General features: G+C 30.2%; 19 protein-coding genes. 11 read left to right on the top strand and 8 right to left on the bottom strand.

The features are described 5' to 3' along the window. Positions 1-196 precede the first annotated feature (196 nt). Positions 197-454 (top strand): helix-turn-helix domain-containing protein, encoded by a 258-nt coding sequence (locus ACH2BO_RS13225; RefSeq protein WP_395045204.1) that lies wholly within the window; start codon positions 197-199, stop codon positions 452-454. 55 nt (positions 455-509) lie between these two features. Here the strand turns inward: ACH2BO_RS13225 and ACH2BO_RS13220 are convergent, their stop codons facing one another. From ACH2BO_RS13220 to ACH2BO_RS13195, 6 genes are all read right to left on the bottom strand, one after another. After that, positions 510-1274 carry a Bax inhibitor-1/YccA family protein gene (locus tag ACH2BO_RS13220; RefSeq protein WP_395045203.1) on the bottom strand — a complete coding sequence of 255 codons (765 nt, stop codon included), beginning with the start codon at positions 1272-1274 and terminating at the stop codon, positions 510-512. 114 nt (positions 1275-1388) lie between these two features. After that, complete coding sequence (gene pyk / locus ACH2BO_RS13215; protein ID WP_395045202.1) at positions 1389-2819, bottom strand: pyruvate kinase; 1431 nt, start codon at positions 2817-2819, stop codon at positions 1389-1391. Between the two features lie 3 nt (positions 2820-2822). After that, positions 2823-3311 (bottom strand): IPExxxVDY family protein, encoded by a 489-nt coding sequence (locus ACH2BO_RS13210; protein WP_395045201.1) that lies wholly within the window; start codon positions 3309-3311, stop codon positions 2823-2825. Positions 3312-3424: 113 nt separating this feature from the next. Then, positions 3425-4168, bottom strand: a complete 744-nt coding sequence (locus ACH2BO_RS13205) for a ribonuclease III family protein (RefSeq protein ID WP_395045200.1) — start codon at positions 4166-4168, stop codon at positions 3425-3427. 6 nt (positions 4169-4174) lie between these two features. Further along, positions 4175-5428, bottom strand: a complete 1254-nt coding sequence (gene fabF / locus ACH2BO_RS13200; RefSeq protein WP_395045199.1) for a beta-ketoacyl-ACP synthase II — start codon at positions 5426-5428, stop codon at positions 4175-4177. Positions 5429-5617: 189 nt separating this feature from the next. Further along, a complete protein-coding gene (locus tag ACH2BO_RS13195) occupies positions 5618-5854 on the bottom strand; it encodes an acyl carrier protein (RefSeq protein WP_007137004.1) in 237 nt (78 codons plus the stop codon). Positions 5855-6029: 175 nt separating this feature from the next. Between ACH2BO_RS13195 and ACH2BO_RS13190 the strand changes: the two genes are divergently transcribed. From ACH2BO_RS13190 to ACH2BO_RS13170, 5 genes are all read left to right on the top strand, one after another. Continuing rightward, positions 6030-6590, top strand: coding sequence for a phosphoribosylglycinamide formyltransferase (locus ACH2BO_RS13190; RefSeq protein ID WP_395045198.1), 561 nt, complete (start codon positions 6030-6032; stop codon positions 6588-6590). A 5-nt stretch (positions 6591-6595) separates the two neighbouring features. After that, positions 6596-7198: a hypothetical protein gene (locus ACH2BO_RS13185; RefSeq protein WP_395045197.1), complete on the top strand. Its 603-nt coding sequence runs from the start codon at positions 6596-6598 to the stop codon at positions 7196-7198. A gap of 5 nt (positions 7199-7203) precedes the next feature. Continuing rightward, the gene (gene rnhA, locus ACH2BO_RS13180; RefSeq protein ID WP_395045196.1) at positions 7204-7686 is read left to right on the top strand and encodes a ribonuclease HI; all 483 of its coding nucleotides are present in this window, start codon (positions 7204-7206) and stop codon (positions 7684-7686) included. A gap of 100 nt (positions 7687-7786) precedes the next feature. Then, positions 7787-8710 carry a PfkB family carbohydrate kinase gene (locus ACH2BO_RS13175; RefSeq protein ID WP_395045195.1) on the top strand — a complete coding sequence of 308 codons (924 nt, stop codon included), beginning with the start codon at positions 7787-7789 and terminating at the stop codon, positions 8708-8710. 136 nt (positions 8711-8846) lie between these two features. Then, positions 8847-10745 carry an amidophosphoribosyltransferase gene (locus ACH2BO_RS13170; RefSeq protein ID WP_395045194.1) on the top strand — a complete coding sequence of 633 codons (1899 nt, stop codon included), beginning with the start codon at positions 8847-8849 and terminating at the stop codon, positions 10743-10745. A gap of 944 nt (positions 10746-11689) precedes the next feature. Here ACH2BO_RS13170 and ACH2BO_RS13165 read toward each other — a convergent pair. Next, complete coding sequence (locus ACH2BO_RS13165) at positions 11690-12298, bottom strand: superoxide dismutase (RefSeq protein ID WP_395045193.1); 609 nt, start codon at positions 12296-12298, stop codon at positions 11690-11692. Between the two features lie 183 nt (positions 12299-12481). Between ACH2BO_RS13165 and ACH2BO_RS13160 the strand changes: the two genes are divergently transcribed. The 5 genes from ACH2BO_RS13160 to ACH2BO_RS13140 all read left to right on the top strand — a co-directional run bounded on the left by ACH2BO_RS13160 (position 12482) and on the right by ACH2BO_RS13140 (position 21951). Then, entirely contained in the window at positions 12482-13003 is a 522-nt protein-coding gene (locus ACH2BO_RS13160) for a GNAT family N-acetyltransferase (protein ID WP_395045192.1), read from the top strand. A gap of 71 nt (positions 13004-13074) precedes the next feature. Next, positions 13075-16221, top strand: a complete 3147-nt coding sequence (locus ACH2BO_RS13155) for a UvrD-helicase domain-containing protein (RefSeq protein ID WP_395045191.1) — start codon at positions 13075-13077, stop codon at positions 16219-16221. 166 nt (positions 16222-16387) lie between these two features. Beyond that, positions 16388-17578, top strand: a complete 1191-nt coding sequence (gene kbl / locus ACH2BO_RS13150) for a glycine C-acetyltransferase (RefSeq protein ID WP_395045190.1) — start codon at positions 16388-16390, stop codon at positions 17576-17578. Positions 17579-17710: 132 nt separating this feature from the next. Then, the gene (locus ACH2BO_RS13145) at positions 17711-19111 is read left to right on the top strand and encodes an OmpA family protein (RefSeq protein WP_395045189.1); all 1401 of its coding nucleotides are present in this window, start codon (positions 17711-17713) and stop codon (positions 19109-19111) included. A gap of 68 nt (positions 19112-19179) precedes the next feature. Then, positions 19180-21951, top strand: coding sequence for a PD-(D/E)XK nuclease family protein (locus tag ACH2BO_RS13140; RefSeq protein WP_395045188.1), 2772 nt, complete (start codon positions 19180-19182; stop codon positions 21949-21951). An 82-nt stretch (positions 21952-22033) separates the two neighbouring features. Here ACH2BO_RS13140 and ACH2BO_RS13135 read toward each other — a convergent pair whose 3' ends face one another. After that, complete coding sequence (locus tag ACH2BO_RS13135) at positions 22034-22816, bottom strand: alpha/beta fold hydrolase (RefSeq protein WP_395045187.1); 783 nt, start codon at positions 22814-22816, stop codon at positions 22034-22036. Positions 22817-23410 lie beyond the last annotated feature (594 nt).

The raw sequence follows: 23410 nt of genomic DNA, 5'->3' as shown, positions 1-23410 counted from the left end.
TTTAAATCAAAATTAATTCGATTTTTTTCATTTATGTATTCTTTCTCCTGTGTGCAACTATAGTACAAAAATGTTGCCAAACAAAAATACGATAAAAGAGTAAACTTTTTAATGAAGTGTTTCATAAGCTTTTGGTTTAAGGTTTATAGTATTGTAAATATATATAAAAATTTATTATTAGCGCATACATGCGTTTATGTTTTTTTCTTGCAATGTTCAATTTTACAATGTGAATAATGTAAAAGATATAGCGTTTATAAAATGTTTTGGAGAAAACCTTAGAAGAATAAGAACAAGTAAAAGTATCTCTCAAGAAGTTCTTGCTTATTCTTCGGATGTTCCTATTTCTCAAATTGGCAGAATAGAAAGAGGCGAAATAAATACAACAATATCTACAGTAAAAGTTATTGCTATAGCTTTAAATATTCCTATTAAAGAATTGTTTGAGTTTTAAATAAAAAAAAGCCGTCTTTTCAGACAGCTTTAAAAATAATAATTTTATAAAAAGTTTAATCTCTACTAGAAATTTTAGACAAAAGACGTAAAAACTCAATATACAACCATACCAAAGTTACCATTAATCCCATTGCGCCATACCATTCCATATATTTTGGTTTATTTTCTAGCGCACCTTTTTCTATTTGGTCAAAGTCTAAAAATAAATTTAATGCTGCAATTACAATCACAAAAACACTAATTCCAATACTCATCATAGAGTTTCCATAATGTACTGCTTGATAACCAGTAAACATGTTTAGTAACCATGTAATTAAATAATAAACAGCAATTGCCATAGTTGCAGCAATTACAACCGATTTAAATTTTTCGGTAACTTTTACAATATTGTATTTGTATAATCCAAAACAAACTATAAAGGTTACAAATGTTCCTCCAACTGCTTGAATCACAATTCCGGGATACATAACTTCGAAAACAGCCGAAATTCCGCCAATAAACAATCCTTCAAAAAGCGCATAAGCTGGAGCTAAATATGGAGAAAGATGAGGTTTAAAAGAAGAAACCACAACCAATATTAATCCAATTATTGCTCCACCAATAACTAAAATCATTGGGTTGTAACCACTAGAAGCCAAGAACCAAGTGCCTAAAGCTGTAGAAAGCAACAACAATAATAGTATAAAACTTTTATTAATTGTGCCAGAAACTGTCATGGTCTCAGAATAATCGATTGCGCGAGTTTCATAAGAATTTGTACCAGCAGCTGTAGTTTTTGTAAACGATTTTGTTCTAAAAAAGGGATTTTTTGATTCCATAATTAAAATAATTTTTTGTTTTTCAAATATACTTTTTCTTTCTAAACCAAAAAAAGAATTACTAAAATATTTTACTATTTAGGTAATCCTTTTTTTTGAATATTTATGTTTTATTTATTCTATTTCAGAAATTCTCAAAGTGTTTACCATTCCTTTATCTACAACAGGCATTGCTGCTAGATTTATTAAAACGTCACCTTTTTTTACATAACCTTTTTCTTTTGCAATAAGATTAATGTCTTCTACAGTATCATCTGTACTTACAAATTTATCATAGAAAAAAGCATTTACACCCCAAAGTAAATTCAGTTGTGTTAAAATTCTTTTATTAGATGTATAAACTAAAATATGTGCCGATGGTCGCCAAGCCGAAATTTGAAAAGCCGTATATCCACTATTAGTTAATGTAGAAATTGCTTTGGCTTTAATGTCATTAGCCATAATTGCAGCATGATAACATATAGATTTAGTTATAAAACGTTTAGTTCTAACGTGAGGTGGATTTTGTGGCACAATAATTAATGGTGAATCTTCTACAGCTTCAATAATTTGTGTCATTTTTTCAATTACTTGAACAGGATAATTTCCAACAGAAGTTTCTCCAGAAAGCATTACAGCATCTGCACCATCCATTACCGAGTTGGCAACGTCATTTACTTCGGCACGAGTTGGAGTTAAACTTGTAATCATCGTTTCCATCATTTGTGTTGCCACAATTACAGGAATTCTTGCTGTTTTAGCTCTATGAATTAATTTTTTTTGAATTAACGGAACTTCATGCGCCGGAATTTCAACTCCCAAATCGCCACGAGCAACCATCAATCCATCACAGAAAGCCACAATTTTATCAATATTTTCTACCGCTTCTGGTTTTTCAATTTTTGCAATTATTGGAATTTTATGATCAGAATGTTTAGCAATTAAATCTTGCAATTCTACTAAATCGGCTGGAGTTCTCACAAATGAAAGTGCTATCCAATCTACATTTTGTTCAATTGCAAAAATAGCATCATTAATATCTTTGGGTGTAAGTGCTGGCAGTGAAACTTTAGTATTTGGCAGGTTTACTCCTTTTTTAGATTTTAATGGTCCACCTTGAATAACTTTACAAACAACTTCTGTAGTTCCGTTAGTTTCTAGTGCTTCAAACATTAATTTCCCATCATCAAGAAGGATTTTTTCACCTGGTTGAACATCTCTTGGAAATTCTTTGTAGTTCATGTAAACTCTTTCAGCTGTACCAGGAATATCTTCGGCCGTTTGAAAAGTAATAATATCTCCAGGACTTACAACTACATCTTCTTTCATTACACCAACTCTAAGTTTTGGACCTTGTAAATCTGCTAGTATAGCTGTAGTATAACCATATTCTGTATTCAGTTCTCTAATAATATCTATTCGTTCTTTTACATCATCATAATCAGCATGCGAAAAATTGATTCTAAATACATTTACTCCGGCATCAACCATGTCTTTAATCACTTCTTTTGAACTACAAGCTGGACCTAACGTGGCTACAATTTTAGTCTTTTTTCTTGTTGGCATTTTTTAAAAAATTAAATTATTTTTCGATTTTATTTTGTTTTTATCAACATTATAAACCATTTTTATACTGTCGATAGTGTTTATTTTAGAAACAATTTCGGTCAAGTTGATTTCGTTTTCTGCGTTTTCAATTTTTAAGAAAAAATCAACTTTTTTAAATTCTGGCAAAAGGTAAGCCGAAGATGAAAATGAATTTTTAGAATTAGAAAATAAATCTTGAGCGGCTATATTTTCTGTTCCAAGAACATCATTTTTATTTTGAACTAAATCCCAATTAATGAGTTTTTTTTCATCTTCAAAAGTAAATCGTGCAAAAGAAGTTTTTCCTTCTTTAACTTGTAACTGAATATCAGATTTGTTTTTAGACAAACAAATTTCAAGATCACGATTTAAACAATAAGCTAGTCGATAATCCTCTAATGAAGTATGAATAGCGATTATATGAAAATCATCTTCCTCAAATTCTTCAATATACAATTTATGAAGCGCCATTTATTGCCAAAATAAGATGTAAATATATGATATATAAGAAACAAAACACAACGATAATGTTAGATTAACGTAATTTTATAAACGAAAACGTTATAGTTTTTTATGAATTTGAATTAAATTTTGTTAATTCTTTCTTGAAATGCAAAATAGGCTCGTTTTGCCGCAATTTCTTCTGCTTTCTTTTTGGATGTTGCTCTAGATTTTGCAATTACTTTATCATCAATACTTAATTTAACACCAAAATAATGTTTACCGTCATTACCATTATCATCAAAAACATCAAAGTAAAATTGTTTTTTTTCTTTCTGGCACCATTCAATCACCAAGCTTTTATAACTAATTACCTTTCCTTCTAGTCGAGCAATATTAACATAAGGAATAATAACTCTTCGCTGAATAAATTGTTCACAACCAACATATCCTTTATCAAGAAAAATAGCCCCAACTAATGCTTCAAAAATATTTCCGTGAATATTTTCGCCAAAATGTGATGATGGAACTTTACTTTCTATTAAGTCAATAAGATTTAAATCTCTACCTAATTCATTCAAATGTTCTCGACTTACAATTTTAGAACGCATTTTGGTTAAATATCCTTCATCGCCAAGTGGAGCTTCATTGTATAAATGTGCTGCAATAACAGAGCTTAACATTGAATCTCCTAGAAACTCTAATCGTTCATAATTCATAGGGTTTCCATTGTCGTCTGTTTTGTTTGAAGAACGATGGGTAAATGCTTTTTCGTAGTATCTTAAAGTTATTGGTTTGAAACCAATAATTTTTTCGATAGTTACAAAAAAATTCCCAACCTCACTAAGTTGGGAACTTTTGAAAAATATTTTTTTAAGTAATCGCATGAAAACTTAGTTTTCTAATTTTTTAAATAACACACAAGCATTGTGTCCACCAAACCCAAAAGTATTACTCATGGCAACTTTAATATCTCTTTTTTGAGGTTTGTTTAAAGTTAAATTTAATGAAGGATCAATGTTCTCATCAACTGTTGTATGATTGATTGTTGGCGGAACAATACCATGCTGCATTGCTAAAATAACAGCAATAGCTTCAATTGCACCAGCAGCGCCAAGCAAATGACCAGTCATAGACTTAGTTGAATTTATATTTATATTTTTAGCATGAGCGCCAAAAACATGACTAATTGCTTTCAATTCGGCAACATCACCAAGTGGCGTTGATGTTCCATGAGTGTTGATGTGGTCAACCATTTCTGGAGTCATTCCTGCATCTCGCAAAGTGTTTTGCATAACGGCAATCACACCAATTCCTTCAGGATGTGGAGCAGTTAAATGATAAGCATCAGACGACATTCCGCCACCGCCAATTTCACAATAAATTTTTGCACCACGAGCTTTGGCATGTTCATATTCTTCAAGAACAATTGCACCAGAACCTTCACCAAGCACAAACCCATCACGAGTAGCATCAAATGGACGTGAAGCAGTTTCTGGACTTTCATTTCTAGTTGATAATGCGTGCATAGAATTAAAACCACCCATTCCTGCAATAGTTACTGCAGCTTCTGATCCGCCAGTAATTATTACATCACACATTCCTAATCTAATATAATTATAAGCATCAATCATTGCATTGGCAGATGATGCACAAGCAGAAACAGTTGTATAATTTGGTCCCATATAACCATTTCTCATAGAAATATGAGCAGGAGCAATATCGGCAATCATCTTAGGAATAAAAAAAGGATTAAATTTTGGTGTACCATCGCCTTTTGCATAATAAATTACTTCATCTTGAAAAGTTTCTAAACCACCAATTCCTGCACCCCAAATTACACCAACTCTTTGTTTATTTACATTATCATTTGTCAATCCTGCATCTTTTATAGCTTCGTCACTAGATGCAATGGCATAATGAGAAAATTTATCCAATCTTCGTGATTCCTTACGATCCATATAATCTTCGATATTGAAGTTTTTAATTTCGCAAGCAAATTTAGTTTTATGCTTTTCTGTATCGTAATATGTTATTGGAGCAGCACCACTTTTACCACTTATTAAGGCATTCCAATATTCTTCGATGGAATTTCCAATAGGAGTAAGTGCTCCAAGACCAGTTACAACAACTCGCTTTAATTGCATATAATTTTTTTTAAATATCGTTTAAATAAATAATACCCATATTTCTTTATTTAGTATTAACTTAAAGAGACAAGGGTATTTCAATATAGTGTGATTGAAATTCAATCAAAAATAGTTTAAATTTTCTAGAAAATCTAAAAAAATAATAAAAACCCGCACACATTTATAGTATACGGGTTTTTTATTTTATTATTTTTTAGCTTCTTCGATGTAAGAAATAGCTTGACCTACAGTAGCAATGTTTTCTGCTTGGTCGTCTGGAATTTGAATATCAAATTCTTTTTCGAACTCCATGATAAGCTCAACAGTGTCTAATGAATCTGCTCCTAAATCGTTTGTGAAGCTTGCTTCTGTTACAACTTCGTTTTCGTCAACGCCTAATTTGTCTACGATAATCGCTTTAACTCTTGATGCAATGTCTGACATAATCTTTAATTTTAAATTTTAATTGTTGGCAAAAATAAAAAACTTTATTTTAAAACCACGCTTTAGTTAATAAATGTGAATACGAAATTAAAAAAATTATTTTACAAAGACCTCATTTATATTATTTATTATCATTTATTATTCTTTTTTTTGCGTAATAAAAATTACAGTATAAATGAAAAAGATAGTAATATTTGCTTCTGGATCGGGTTCTAACGCCGAGAAAATTGTATTACACTTCAATAAAAAAAACCATGCTAACGTATTCGGAATCTTCACTAACAATCCTAATGCCAAAGTATTAGAAAAAGCAAAGAATTTTAATATTCCAACCGAAATTTTCAATAGACACGAGCTTAACGAAGGAAAGGTTCTAGAAAAATTAAATTTAATTAAACCTGACTTAATTGTTCTAGCAGGTTTTTTATGGAAATTTCCAGAACATATTATTAAACAATTTCCAAATAAAATAATTAATATTCATCCTGCATTATTGCCAAATTATGGCGGAAAAGGTATGTATGGACTTAACGTTCATCAAGCTGTTCTTGACAATAATGAAAAAGAAACCGGAATTACAATACATTATGTTAATGAAAATTATGACGAAGGTGAATTTATTTTTCAAAAACCAGTAAATATAGAAAACTGTAAATCTGCCGAAGAAATAGCTCAAAAAGTTCTTGAATTGGAACATTTGTATTTTTCTGAGGTTATAGAAAAACTTTTAACTTAAAAATTATGAGATCAAATTTATTAGTTGCTTTGTTCTTTTTTGGTGTTTTAAATTTTTATGCTCAAGAGAGATTAGAATTAAAAAAGTTAGGATTTTCAATGGATGTTCCCAACAATTGGATTTGTGTGAATAACGATGAGATATTAAAAAATTTAGATAATTATGATCTAACAGACAAGCAACTTGCGGAACTTTTAAAGAAAAATAATTCTTCTATCAATATTTCAACTTACACTAAATATGATTCCAAAAAATACAGCGGCATTATTCCAACAATAAAAATTAGAACAATTTTAAATGAATCGAAAGACAGTAAAGATTTTCTGAAATCTGTTCAAGATTCTAATGAAAGTGCCAAAAAAACATTACCCAACTTTAGATTTATTGATAATCCGATAATTATTCAAATTTCTAATAACGATGTTGTTAAGTTTTCAGTTCAATTTACACTTAAAAATCAAGGAAAGGAATATGAAATTAAGAGTAATAGTTATTACATTTTAAGAAAAGGATATTATATTTCTTTAAATTTTATTGAAGAAGTTGAAAAAGAAGACAACAATTATCTATTTGAGAAATTGATAAAAAGTATAGAATTAGCTAAGTAACTACTATGAAAACCCACCAAGTTCATATATACACAGATGGCGCAGCAAAAGGAAATCCAGGAAATGGAGGTTATGGCGTTGTGATGGAATTGGTTGGAACAAATTTTAAAAAAGAATTCTACGAAGGTTTTCGACTTACAACCAACAATAGAATGGAATTGTTGGCAGTAATTGTAGGGTTAGAAAAGTTAAAAAATCCAAATATGACAGTTTTAGTAATTTCCGATTCTAAATATGTTGTAGATTCTGTTGAGAAAAAATGGGTTTTAGGATGGGAAAAGAAAGCGTTTGCTGGCAGAAAAAATTCCGATTTATGGATTCGGTTTTTAAAAATTTACAGAAAACATCAAGTAGATTTTAAATGGATAAAAGGACATAACAATCATCCTCAAAATGAACGATGTGATGAATTGGCAGTTTATGCTTCTGGATTGCCAAATTTATCTATTGATGCTTTTTATGAAAAGAATGATGAGAAGTTGTTTTAACTTTTGACTTTCTTACAATAGAACTTTGCACCTTTACTACTTATATGTATCTTTGCACCTTTAATTAGAGATTGCTTCAAAATCTCGCAATGACAAAATAATGAACAAACTTTTAATAGTAGGAACGGTTGCTTTTGACGCTATCGAAACGCCTTTTGGAAAAACAGATAAAATTCTTGGTGGAGCTGCAACTTTTATTGGTCTTTCAGCTTCACATTTTAATGTAAAATCAGGAATTGTTTCTGTGGTTGGAGAAGATTTCCCACAAGAATATTTAGACTTATTGACGGCAAGAAACATCGATATTTCTGGAATCGAAATCGTAAAAGGCGGAAAAACCTTCTTTTGGAGCGGAAAATACCATAACGATTTAAATTCTCGCGATACATTAATTACAGAATTAAACGTGCTTGCAGATTTTAATCCTGTAGTTCCTCAAGATTTTAAAAATGCCGATGTAGTGATGTTAGGAAACTTGCATCCATTTGTTCAAAGCAGCGTTTTAGATCAAATGGAAGAAAAACCAAAACTGGTTGTTCTAGACACAATGAACTTTTGGATGGATTGCGCTTTGCCAGAATTGTTAGACGTTATTAAACGTATTGATGTAATTACAATCAATGATGAAGAAGCACGTCAGTTGTCTGGAGAATATTCTTTAGTAAAAGCTGCTGCAAAAATTCAAACAATGGGACCAAAATATGTAGTAATTAAAAAAGGAGAACATGGGGCATTATTGTTTCACAATAAAGAAGTTTTCTTTGCTCCAGCTTTACCATTAGAAGAAGTTTTTGATCCAACTGGTGCAGGTGATACATTTGCAGGTGGTTTTTCTGGATTTATTGCTCAAAGTGAAAACATTTCATTCAGTAATATGAAAAATGCGATTATTCACGGTTCAAACTTAGCATCTTTTTGTGTAGAGAAATTTGGAACAGAAAGAATGTTATCATTAAAAAAAGAAGAAGTTAAAGATAGATTAAAACAATTTAAATCTTTAACACAATTTGATATAGAAATTTAATAAATTTATGCCTCGAGATGTTCGGGGCTTTTTTTATTTGAAAAATAATAAAGTCACAGATTCACAAATTGTTAATTGATGTTTTTTATAATCTTTGAATCTGCGGCAAAACAACAACACACTAAATCACAATATAATGAGCGACGCAATAAAACATGAATGTGGAATTGCACTTTTAAGATTAAAAAAACCATTAGAATTCTATAAAGAAAAATATGGTTCAACTTTCTATGGAATACAAAAAATGTATCTCCTCATGGAAAAACAGCACAACCGAGGTCAAGATGGAGCAGGTTTTGCATCAATAAAAATAGATGTTGAACCAGGCGAAAGATACATCAGCCGAGTTCGTTCTAATGATGCACAAGCTATTCAAGATGTTTTTAAGCAAATCAATGAACGCATCAATGAAGAAATGACTTCGCATCCAGAATATGCAGATGATGTTGCTCTACAAAAAGCGAATATTCCTTACATCGGTGAATTGTTTCTTGGTCATGTTCGTTACGGAACTTTTGGAAAAAATAGTTTAGAAAGTGTTCATCCTTTTCTTCGTCAGAATAATTGGATGCACAGAAATTTAATTATTGCTGGAAATTTCAATATGACCAATGTTAAAGAACTTTTTAATAGTTTAGTAGAATTAGGTCAACATCCCAAAGAAATGGCAGATACTGTAACAGTCATGGAAAAAATAGGACATTTTCTAGACGAAGAAGTTACAGAATTATATCAAGAATGTAAAAATAATGGATTGTCTAAAAGAGAAGCATCTGCGGTTATTGCAGAAAAATTAGATATTTCTAAAATTCTAAAACGTGCTTCTCGAGGTTGGGATGGTGGATATGCCATGGTAGGACTTTTTGGTCATGGTGATGCTTTTGTTTTTCGTGATCCAGCAGGAATTCGACCTGCATATTTCTTTGAAGATGATGAAATTGTAGTTGTTGCTTCAGAACGACCTGTTATTCAAACAGTTTTTAACGTTCCATTTGAAAAAGTTCAAGAATTAAAACCCGGTAACGCATTAATTATCAAGAAAAACGGAAAAATAACCGAAGAAGAAATTATTACTCCTACAGAAAAAAAAGCATGTTCGTTTGAAAGAATTTATTTTTCTAGAGGAAGCGATGCCGAGATTTACAAAGAAAGAAAAGAGCTCGGAAAATTAATTCTTCCTGCAGTTTTAGAAGCAATAGAAAACGACACCGACAACACAGTTTTTTCTTACATACCTAATACTGCCGAAACTTCTTTTTATGGAATGGTTGAGGCAGCAAACGACTTTCTTAATCACAGAAAGAATCACTTTATTTTAGACAATAGAAAAACACTCACAAAAGAAAAACTAGAACAAATACTTTCTGTCAAAATTAGAACTGAGAAAATTGCCATTAAAGATGCAAAACTTAGGACGTTTATTACAGATGATAAAAATAGAGACGAACTTGTTGCTCACGTTTATGATGTAACCTATGGAGTAATAAAACCAACAGATAATCTAGTCATAATAGATGATAGTATCGTTAGAGGAACAACTCTAAAAATGAGCATCATTAAAATGATGGACAGATTAAATCCAAAACGTATTATAATAGTTTCATCAGCACCACAAATTCGTTATCCAGATTGTTACGGAATTGATATGGCAAAGCTCGAAGGATTGGTAGCTTTTCAAGCAGCAATCGAACTATTAAAAGAGAGAAATTTATATAAAATTGTAGATGATGTTTATAAAAAATGCAAAAAACAAGAAGGATTAAAAGACTCTGATGTAGTTAATTACGTAACTGAAATATATTCGCCATTTAGCGATATGGAAATATCCAATAAAATTGCTGAATTATTAACAACTTCAAGCGTGAAAGCAGCTGTAAAAATCATATTTCAATCGGTAGATAATTTACACATAGCTTGTCCTAAAAATCTTGGCGATTGGTACTTTACTGGAGACTATCCAACTCCTGGTGGAAACCGTGTTGTAAACAGAGCTTTTATGAATTTTTATGAAGGAAAAGACGCAAGAGCATATTAAAAAATACCCAAAGATGTAGTTCGTCGATTATTAATGCAATTTATCAGTATTATTTTTTGAAAAATACTTCATTGTATATCTTTGGATCACCATAGCATTAGTAGGTTAAGTTTATGGTAGATTTGGGGCAAAAAAGGTGAAATTTATTTCACCTTTTTTAATTTCTATAACTTTCAGTTTTTACGATTATCACTCATAATACTCAAATTATTCTATATAAAAATGACAATTTTTAAATCAATTTACATAAAAATATAGTTAAAAAACAATTTTTGTGTAGTTCATCGATTATTTTGGCTTTTCAACAATTATATTTCAATCTACGTAGTAGTAATTCTACATTTGAATCACCATAGCATTAGTAGGTTAAGTTTATGGTAGATTTGGGGCAAAAAAGGCGAAAGAGATTTCGCCTTTTTTATTTTCTATTGCTTTCGGTTTTTTTACAAATCCCACTATTAATTCTCCAACTTATGTTATAAATTAATAACAGTTTTTATAACAATTTACATAAAATTTTTGTTTAAAAAGCATTTTTGTGCAGTTCGTCGATTATTTTAGTCTTTCAACAATTTTTTTTCAATATACGTAGTAGTAATTCTACATTTGAAGTACCATAGCATTAGTAGGTTAAGTTTATGGTAGATTTGGGGCAAAAAAGGCGAAAGTAATTTCGCCTTTTTTATTTTCAACCTACTTCACGTTCTTTAAAAAACAGATTTCACTCACATTTGACTGTCATTCCAATATAATTAATGCTTTTTATATGTTTTTAAATACTATCATTACTATGTTTGTCCTACCATAGAATTTAGTAGGTTAAGTTCTTGGTAGATTTGGGGCAAAAAGACGTTTGCCTTGGTAAACGTCTTTTTAAAATTCACACACACAAAAAACCCGATAGCTACTTGGCTATCGGGTTTGCTCTTTTAATAAGTTTTATTTTATTTTTCAATTGCGTAAAGTCGAGCTACTTCATCCCAATTAATTACATTAAAAAAAGCTTCAATATAATCTGGACGACGGTTTTGATAGTTTAAATAATAAGCATGTTCCCAAACATCCATAGCAAGAATTGGAGTTCCGCCACATCCAACTTCTGGCATCAAAGGATTGTCTTGATTTGGAGTTCCACAAACATCAAGTTCACCACCTTTTTTTACGCACAGCCAAGCCCAACCACTTCCAAATTGAGATACACCAGCTTTAGTAAATCGAGCTTTAAATTCGTCAAATGACTTAAAATCTCTTTCAATAGCTTCTAGTAATTCTCCTGTTGGCAATCCGCCACCATTAGCTGACATTACTCTCCAAAACAAATTATGGTTGTAAAAACCACCACCATTATTTCTAACGGTAGCATTTTTTTTATCCAAATTTATTAAAATATTTTCAATAGTTTTTCCTTCTAAATCTGTTCCTGCAATTGCAGCATTTAGATTAGTTGTATAAGCATTATGATGTTTAGAATGATGAATTTCCATCGTTCTAGCATCAATATGTGGTTCTAATGCGTCATAAGCATAAGGCAATTGTGGTAATTCAAATGACATAATATAATTATTTTAAAAGTTTAGTAAATAAGTAAATTCAAAGTTATAAATTTAACTTCTAAAAATGTTATACAATTACGTTATTATTTTATTAAAACATTTTTTAAAGTTTTTACTTCAAATAAAGTTTCACAAAACCCTAAAATTATGAAAAGTAATTTTGGCTAATTAATTTAAACAGCAATGCATTTTAATATACAACCAACACATTTGCAAAACCAATTAATAAAATTAATACCATTGCAAAAATCTGATTTTGAAGAATTATTTTCTGTTGCTTCTGATAAATTAATTTGGGAACAACATCCAAATAAAAACAGATATAAAAAAGACGTTTTTCTAAATTATTTTGAAGGAGCAATACAGTCACAAGGAGCATTTTTTATTCGAGAAGCCACATCCAATGAGCCAATTGGTAGTACAAGATTTTATGAAATTGATTTGCAAAATAATTCAGTAAAAATTGGATATACTTTTATTGGATGCAAATTTTGGGGAAATGGATATAACAAAGCATTAAAAAAACTAATGCTCGATTATGCATTTCAATTTGTAGATAATGTTATTTTTGAAGTTGGCGCTAACAATATTCGATCACAAAAAGCAATTGAAAAAATTGGCGGAATAAAAATTGACGAAATTGAAGTTGAATATTATGGTGAAGACTCAAAATTGAATTACATTTATCAGATAAATAAAAAATAAAATTACCATAAAAATTATTATAATTCAACCAAAATGAAATTCGAGATAATTCGTGAAATCCGATAAAAAAAATGAAAAAACCAGCATTCTCCATTTATGACGCATCTGCAGGTTCAGGAAAAACCTATACTTTGGTAAAAGAATACCTCAAAATAATTCTGTTATCCAAAAAACAAGATGCTTATAGAAACATTCTTGCCATCACTTTTACTAATAAAGCGGTTCACGAAATGAAAAGTCGTGTGGTAGAAAGTTTATCAGAATTTGCTAAAGAGAATCCTTCCGAAAAAGCACAAATGCTAATACAAGACATTAGTGTTGATACTAATTTAAGCTCAAATCAAATTCAAGAAAAAGCCAAAAGCATTATCAAAAACTTAATTCATAATTATGCAGCTTTTGACATTTCTACCATCGATAAATTTACTCACAAAGTAATTCGAGCTTTTGCTCACGATTTGGGTTTGCCAATAACATTTGAAGTTTCTCTTGATACCGAAAATCTTCTCACAGAGGCAGTTGATGCCATTATAGCCGAAGCTGGAAACGATGCCATTTTAACCAAATTACTTGTCGATTTTACAATGGAAAAAACCGACGATGATAAATCGTGGGATGTTTCTCGAGAAATTATGGAAACAGGAAAACTCATTTTAAACGAAAATAATCGCGAAGAAATTACTCATTTTAATAATAAATCTATTTCGGAATTTGTTGAAATTAAAAATAAACTTACCGAATTATGCAAAGAAATAGAAGCAGAAACTATTGCTCAAGCTACAGAAATATTCCTTTTGATTGATAAAAATGGTATTGATTTAAAATCGTTTTCAAGACAAACTTTTCCTAATCATTTGCAAAGTATTAAACAAGCAAAATTCAACCCAAACAATAAAAGGTTTTATGAGTTTGATGATATTCAAATCAATAAAACAGCTACTGATGGCGCAATTATAGAAAGTATTATTCCAGAATTATTGGTTATTTTAAAATCGATTTATACCAAATTAGAAAAGAAAAATTTCTACGAAGCTTTCTTAAAAAATATCACACCACTTTCTTTAATGAATACTTTAAATAATAAATTGCAAGAGATTCAAAAAGAGCAAAACATTCTCTCTATTACAGAATTTAATAAATTGATAAACGAACAAATTCAAAATCAACCAGCACCTTTTATTTATGAACGATTGGGCGAAAAATACAAACACTTTTTTGTAGACGAATTTCAAGACACATCCGAAATGCAATGGCAAAATTTGATTCCGCTTATCGACAACGCACTATCTAGCGAAGATTTGAGTGGAGAACAAGGTTCGCTAATGATTGTTGGCGATCCAAAACAATCGATTTATCGTTGGCGTGGCGGAAAAGCCGAACAATTTATTGAGTTAAGCAAAGAAAAAAACCCATTTGTAAATCCAAATAAAAAACTATTTTCGTTAGAAACAAACTATCGAAGTTATTCTCAAGTAATTGATTTCAACAATAAATTTTTTAGTTTTTTAGCATCAAAATTTGCAAATTCAGCTTACAAAGATTTATATGAAAATCATTCACATCAAAAATTTAATTCTAAAAACGGAGGTTATATAAATTTAAGTTTTATTCCAAAAATTGACAAAGAAGAAACGCTTGATGATGAAAATTTTGACAAAAACGACCTGTATCTTGATGCAACTTTACATACAATTTCTAAAATTAAAAATAATGGATTCAACTATAAAGATATTGTAATTTTAACCCGGAATAAAAAACCTGGTACAGCTATTGCAAATCATTTAATTGAAAACGGAATTCCAATTGTATCTTCCGAAAGTTTGTTGCTTGGCGCATCTTCTGAAGTAAAATTATGCATCGACATATTGCGATATTTAAAAAACGAAAACGACAAACAATCTAAAGCCAATCTTCTTTATTATTTAGCCAAAAACAATCAAGATATAGAGCCAATTCACAACTTTATTTCTAAAGGAATTGAGTTTATAAATGAAAAAGATTTTCAGAGTTGGCTAGTAGAATTTAAAATAGATTTCTCGTTTGCAACCATTCGAAAAAAATCACTTTATGAAGCTACAGAAATAATAATTTCAAAAATAATTCCAATACAAAAAAGAAATGCCTATGTACAATTTTTTTTAGATTTGGTTTTGGAACATGATTTAAAAAAACAATCAGGAATATCAGATTTTTTAAATTACTGGGAAAACAATTCACATAAATTGAGCATTCCGTCACCAGAAGGAAACGATGCGGTTAGAATTATGACCATTCATAAATCCAAAGGTTTGGAGTTTCCTGTTGTGATTTTTCCGTTTGCCGAAGAAAATTATTCGCAAAATAAAGGAGAAAAAATTTGGATTTCAGCCGATGAAGAACAATTGGGCTTGCCAAAAGCATTAGTTTCCAAAAATTCTGCCGTTGAGAATTTTGGAAACGAAGCATCATTAGTTTACAATCAGAAAAAAGAAGAAGATTTATTAGACAATATTAATGTTTTGTATGTTGCACTAACTAGAGCCGAAGAACAATTGCATATTATTTCTGGAATAAATATAAGTAAAAAAGGAGAATTACCCAATAATATGTCATCGTTTTTTATTGAATTTTTAGGTAATGATTTCAACGAGAATAAATATGAATATGAATTTGGTTTGGCTGAAAAATTATCTACAAATACCGAAAAAGTTATAAATACACTTTTAGTTCCGCAACTTTTAGCAACATTAAACCCTAAAAACATTAAAATCGCACAGCGTGAAAGCATTATGTGGAACACTAAACAGCAAAATGCTATTGAATATGGAAATACTATTCACGAAATTCTAGCATTTGTAAAGACTAAATCTGATATAGAATTAGCAATAACCAAAGCCATTGAAAACGGATTAATTGTGTCTAATCAAAAACAGGAAGTTCATAACACTATTTTGGAAATTGTAAATCATATCGAATTAACCGATTATTTTTCTGCAGAAAATAAAGTGATGAATGAACAAGCCATCATTCAAAAAGAAGGAAATGCTGTAAAACCTGATAGAATGTCAATTTCTAATGATAAAAAAGTATTTCTTTTAGATTATAAAACCGGTCAGTATTTGCCAAAACACAAAACCCAACTCGAAAATTATCAAAAAACCATTGAGGAGATGGGATTTCAAGTTCAAAAAAAATCACTCATATATATAGGACAAGAAATTGAAGTCTTACATTTGTAAAAAAGAGAGAATAGAATAAAGATGAAAGAAGATAGACTCAACATTCATTAAAAAAAAACAAATACGAAGTTTTAAATTTTTGCAATTCGTGGCAAAAGAAAAAACTTATTGACTTAGTGACTTAATGTCTTCGTGGCAAATAAAAACAAAACAAACTAAAATAAACATGTACGGAAAAATTCAACAACACCTGCAAAACGAATTAAATACTATTGAGCAAAATGGTATTTTCAAAAAAGAAAGGATAATTACATCACCACAAGGAGCAGAAATTACAGTTAATGGAAAAACGGTTTTAAACTTTTGTGCTAATAATTATTTGGGCTTATCATCCCATCCAGAAGTTATTCAAGCAGCCAAAGACGCATTGGATTCTCATGGCTTCGGAATGTCGTCTGTAAGATTCATTTGCGGAACACAAGATATTCATAAAACATTAGAAAAAAAGATAGCCAATTTCTATGGAACAGAAGACACTATATTATATGCAGCAGCATTTGATGCTAATGGAGGAGTTTTCGAACCATTATTAGGAGAAGAAGATTGTATAATTTCTGATTCTTTAAATCACGCTTCTATTATAGATGGAGTTCGTTTGTGTAAAGCAGCGCGTTATCGTTATGAAAATTCCAATATGGATGATTTAGAACAACAACTAATAAAAGCAACTACCGAAAACAGAAGATATAAATTAATTGTTACTGATGGAGTTTTTTCAATGGACGGATTGGTTGCTCCATTAGATAAAATTTGCGATTTAGCCGATAAATATGATGCTTTAGTAATGGTAGACGAATGTCATGCAGCAGGATTTATTGGCGCAACAGGCAAAGGAACTATGGAAGCCAAAGGTGTAATGGGAAGAGTTGACATCATTACAGGAACATTAGGAAAAGCACTTGGTGGCGCAATGGGTGGATACACCACAGCCAAAAAAGAAATCGTAGAAATTTTACGACAAAGATCAAGACCATATTTGTTTTCTAATTCACTTGCGCCTGCAATTGTTGGAGCATCAATTAAAGTTTTTGAACTGTTAGAAAAAGACACAACTCTACGTGACAAACTAGAATGGAACACTAATTATTTCAAAGATGGTTTGCGAAAATCAGGCATAGATTTTATTAATGGAGATTCAGCAATTGTTCCGGTAATGTTGTATGATGCCAAGCTATCACAGGTAATGGCAGATGAATTGCTTAAAAAAGGCATCTATGTTATTGGTTTCTTTTATCCAGTTGTTCCAAAAGATAAAGCACGAATTCGTGTTCAGCTTTCTGCAGCCCATTCAAAAGAACATTTAGATAAAGCAATACTAGCATTTACAGAAGTTGCAAAGAACTTACACATTATTTAATATAACTCCTACAATTGTATTTTTTTGATGAATGTTTATATAATTACCATATTTTAACATTTTCATTTTGATAATTCATTTATACGTATTACTTTTGCTTCATTATATCTTTATAATCTAACAAAATTAAGTATGAAACATCTTAACAAATTATTTGCTTTATTGATGCTATTAGGATTAAGTTCTCAAGCACAAGATAGTAACAACAAATGGGCTATTGGGTTTGGTGCAAACGCAGTAGATGGAGGTAGAGTAAGTGCTGCTTCTAAAATTGAGGATCAATTTTCTCAGTATTTTGATGCTCAAAGATATTGGAATATTCTTCCATCTGTATCTTATGTAAACGTATCAAGAAGCGTTGGAGACAATTTCTCTTTCGGAGTAACTGGATCAATTAACAAAATGACAAGATTTGTTAATGAAAGAGTTGGAAATGCAGATTATGTAGTTACAAATCCTGGTGATTTAAACTATTATGCTGTTGATGGTGCTGTAAAATACAGTATGATGAACTTAATAGGTTCTAAAGTAATCGATCCTTCTGCTCACGTAGGTGGAGGTTATACTTGGTTAGGTGACGATGGAAAAGGCGGAACTGTAAATGCTGGTTTAGGTTTAACTCTTTGGTTAACTAAACAAGTTGGTCTTTCTTGGACATCTTCTTACAAATATTCTTTTGATTCAAGAGAAAATGCTACAGCTATTCCAACTCACATGCAACACTTTTTAGGACTTACTTTCAAGTTTGGCGCTAAAGATACTGATGGAGACGGAATCTACGATAAAGACGATGCTTGTATTGATGTTCCTGGAATTAAAGCTTTCAACGGTTGCCCTGACACTGATGGAGACGGAATCGAAGATAGCAAAGACGGTTGTCCAACTGAAGCTGGAACTGTAGAAATGAATGGTTGTCCTGATACTGATGGCGATGGTGTTGCTGATAAAGATGACGCTTGTGTTGATGTATTCGGTTTAAAATCTTTAGCAGGTTGTCCTGATGCTGATGGTGATGGTGTAACTGATAAAGACGACAAATGTCCTTCAGTTAAAGGTCCAAAAGAAAACGCAGGTTGTCCTTGGCCAGATGCAGACGGTGATGGAGTTTATGACAAAGATGATAAATGTCCAGACGTTAAAGGTACTGTTGCAAACAAAGGTTGTCCTGAAGTTTCTGACGAAGTAATGAAAAGATTAAATGACTATGCTAAAACTATCTTATTTGATACTAACAAGTCTTCTTTCCAAAAACAAACTTACCCAGTATTAGAAGCTATTACAGCTATCTTAAAAGAATATCCAAACTCTAACTTCTCTTTAGAAGGTCATACTGATAGTGATGGAAAAGATGCTGCTAATCAAATTTTATCTGATAACAGAGCTGCGGCAGTTAAAAATTATTTAATAGAAAAAGGAATTTCTTCTTCTAGATTATCTTCTAAAGGTTTCGGAGAATCAATGCCAATTGATACTAACAAAACTAAATCTGGAAAAGCTAACAACAGAAGAGTTGAAGTGAAATTAATAAAATAATTTCTTCCAAAATAAAATATTTTTAAGAAACGCCTCGATTTATCGAGGCGTTTTTTTATATTTATAAAATGAATGACAACTCATTTTTAAATAAACTTTCTAAAACAATTATTACCAACTATTCTGAAAATTATTCAGATTTAGTTGTTATTCTTCCCAACAGAAGAGCCAAAGTATTCTTGATAGATGAACTTAAAAAACAAATAATTTCAACAATATTTTCACCAGAAATTATTAGTATTGAAGATTTTGTTCAAGACATTGCTGGAATTCGATCTGTTGACTCTGTTGAATTACTTTTTGAATTTTACTCAGTTTATCTATCAGTAACAGAAAAAGATAAAGAATCCTTTGAAACATTTGCCAACTGGGCAAAAACATTACTTCAAGATTTTAACGAAATAGATCGTTATTTATTAGAACCAGATAGAATTTTAAAATATCTTGAAAACATTAAAGAAATAGAACATTGGTCAGTTGATATAAATAAACGTACAGATTTAATAGAAAAGCATCTTGCTTTCTGGAAAAAACTACCACTTTATTATCATTCATTATATAACTATTTACTAAATAAAGGAATTGGTTATCAAGGATTAATTTATCGTGAAGCAGTTAATAATTTAAATCATTTTTCGGAATCCGCTAAAGAAAAAAAGTTTCTTTTTGCAGGATTTAATGCACTCAATCAAGCCGAAGAAAAAATCATACAACATCTTTTAGCTATTGATTTAGCCAAAATATATTGGGATATTGAAGAAACATTTCTAAACGATACCTTTAATGATGCTGGCTTATTTCAACGACGATTTAAAGAATCTTGGCCACATTATAAAACAAATCCTTATGAATGGATTTCTAATGATTTTAAGCAAGAAAAAAACATTCAAGTTATTGGTACGCCAAAATCTATTGGTCAAGCCAAAATTGTAGGCCAAATAATTGAAAAACACAGCAATCTAAACCAAAGTAAACTTCAAAATGTAGCTGTTGTTCTTGGCGAAGAATCGCTTTTGATTCCAGTTTTATATTCGCTTCCAGCAAATGTTGATGCTTTAAATATAACCATGGGATATTCTAGCAAAAACAATCCTGCCCAAATTTTAATTGCCAAATTATTTAAAGCCCATACCAACGCAATTTCTAGAAATTCAACTAGTTATGTGTTTTATTATAAAGATGTTTTAGATATTTTAATGCATCCATTAATTGAACCATACATTAAAGCTAATCAATTGGTTAATCGAATTAATCAAAATAATTATACTTTTATTCTTCATAAGCGAATTCTTGAATTACAAGAAAATCAAAACGAACTATTTCAATTACTTTTCAAGAAATGGGATACAAGTTCTGTGTCAATTTTAGAAAATATTTCTGCAATATTACTTCAAATAAAATCCAATTTAAGTTTGGATAAAGATCCCGAAGTTTCGGGAGAAAAAATCACAAATGCATTTGTGTACTCAATTTTTAAAGTAATCAATAAAATGATTTCTTATTTTTCATCCAATGAAAACATTGATAATGTAGATACACTTTATGCAATTTACAAACAAGTTATTGATGTAGCTGAAGTATCATTTGAAGGCGAACCATTAAACGGATTGCAAATAATGGGAGTTCTAGAAAGTCGAGTTTTAGATTTTGAAACTGTAATTATAACATCAGTTAACGAAGGAAAATTTCCTGCAGGAAAAAGTATGAATTCGTTTATTCCTTATGATGTAAAAAAAGAATACGGATTACCAACTTTCAAAGAGAAAGATGCTATTTACACCTATCATTTTTATCATTTGTTACAACGCGCCAAAAATGTTTACTTGTTATACAATACTGAAAGTGAAGGAATTGATGCTGGAGAAAAAAGTAGATTCATCACCCAATTAGAAGTTGAGAAACAACCAAATCACCATTTGACTTTTCAGATTTATAACGCCAATGTACCCGAAATTGCCTATCAAAAAATTATTGTTCCTAAATCGGAAAGTGTAATAGAACGATTAAAAAATATTGCATCAGATAAAGGTTTTTCTCCTTCATCATTGACCAATTATATACGAAATCCGATTCAGTTTTATTTTCAAAGAATTTTGCGTATTTCTGAAACTGATGAAGTTGAAGAAAACATAGCGGTTAACACTCTCGGGACTATTATTCATGGTGCTTTAGAAGAATTATACAAACCATTTATTGGTAAGATTTTAATTGAAAACGACATTAAAATTTGTATAAAAAACATCGATGATGAAGTTTTAAAACAATTCAAATTGGTTTATAAAGAAGGAGAAATCAAAAAAGGACGAAACTTACTAGCTTTTGAAGTTGCTAAAAGAAATGTTTTAAATTTTCTAAAACTGGAATTAGAATCTATACAAAATGGCGATGAAATTCAAATTATTGCACTCGAAGCACGATTAGAAAGAGAAATTATACATCCAAGATTACCTTTTCCTGTAAAAATTGGTGGAAACGTTGACCGAATTGAAAATCGTAACGGTAAAATTAGAATCATTGATTATAAAACAGGCAAAGTTGATAAACTTAATGTAACTCTAAAGTCTTGGAATGGATTAACTGAGGATATAAAAAATGATAAAATAATTCAAATTTTGGCTTATGCGTTTATGTATGAACCCGATGCAAAAGGATTAGATATTGAAGCAGGAATTATTTCTTTTAAAAACTTAAAGTCGGGATTTTTACCTTTTAATTTTAAAGTTGATAAAGAAACTATCGAAGTAATTTCGGCTGAAATAATGGAAAGTTATTTAGAAGAAATTGTGATTCTGTTAAATGAAATTTTGAATGTTGATGTGGCTTTTGAAGAGAAAGTTTAATTTTTTACCACCAAGAATACAAAGTTTTTTCAAGAAGTAAAAAAACATAGTGAACATTGTGCCATCTTAATAAACTTAGTGGTTAAAGTTTCTTTAAAAAATCACTCAAAACCAACAACAATTCATCACGGTTTTCAATATGACTCATATGTCCATCATATAAAGTATGAAGTTTTATAGCTGTATTTTCAATTTGAGTCACATTTTCATCGTAGATTAAAACAGGATCTTCTTTTCCTAAAATCAACAAAATTGGATAAGACGCAAAATGCAAAATGACTTCTCTATCTTTTCTAATTTTCATTCCTTCTAGAGATGCAACAATTCCTTGCAATGGTGTTTTTAATGCTTCGGTTTTTACATTTTCTATTTCATTAAGAAGGATTGTTCTGTTTTTTTCGCTAAATAAATTGGCAATACTCATTCGTACAAATGCAGTATAATTTTGTTTCACCGCTTTTATTGCTCTATCTCTGTTGGTTTTTCTATCTTCAGAATCGGCACGAGAAGTTGAATTTAAAAGTACAATTCCTTTTACATTTTCTGGATACAATTCGGCGAAAGCCAGCCCAACATAACCACCCATTGAATGCCCAATAAGCACTACTTTTCTAATTTTTAATTCAGATAAAACTACGTAAACCATTTCTGCTTGATCTTCCATTGAATGAACATAACCCAAACATTCGGTTTTTCCGTGACCTAATAAATCAATTGTAATAACACGATTTTTTTTTAAAAACTCAGGCACAAAAGCATCCCACATTTCTTTATTTTCAAGAAAACCGTGCAGTAAAACTACAGCAGTTCCTTTTCCTTGTTCTGTGTAGGAGATTTTAGTGTTTTTGTAGAGCAAGGTTTTCATAATTGCAAAAATAGTTTTTAAGCTTCAATTTGCTAATGATTTTTTTATTTTATTCTAATTCAGTTTGTCATTCTGATTCCGAAGTTTCGGAAGAAGAATTCAAACAAAAATCGAGCACAAAAAAATTTTAGATTTGCTGAGATTCTTCCTTCGTCAGAATGACAAGTTTGCGGAGAGAAAACGTTTAATTTGACAAATAGTATTAATTAAATCGCAATTATTGTAATCTGAAAAATAAATAATAATTTCCACCCAGTTTGTCATTCTGACGAAGGAAGAATCCCACTAAAACTTTAGAAAAACTAAAACCTAAATAACATTAGATTCTTCCTGCCTCAGAATGATAAGTTTGCGAATAATTACAATGATCAAATATTATAAAATATTTGAATTAACTTATATTTATTAAGCTAAACTTTTCTATCAAAAAAAATATTTAGTAGCTTTGTTAAAAATTAGAATTAGATATGAATATAGCAACTCAAAAAGAAAATCTGATAAAATGGATTCAAACCATTGAAGATTCTAAAATTTTAAATAAATTAGAATCAATAAAATCAGAAGATACTTTTGATTTTGAAAAGGAATGGGCAA

This window comes from Flavobacterium sp. (assembly GCF_043773265.1).
Classification (GTDB): Bacteria; Bacteroidota; Bacteroidia; order Flavobacteriales; family Flavobacteriaceae; genus Flavobacterium.
This window is presented reverse-complemented; position numbering and strand designations above follow the sequence as displayed.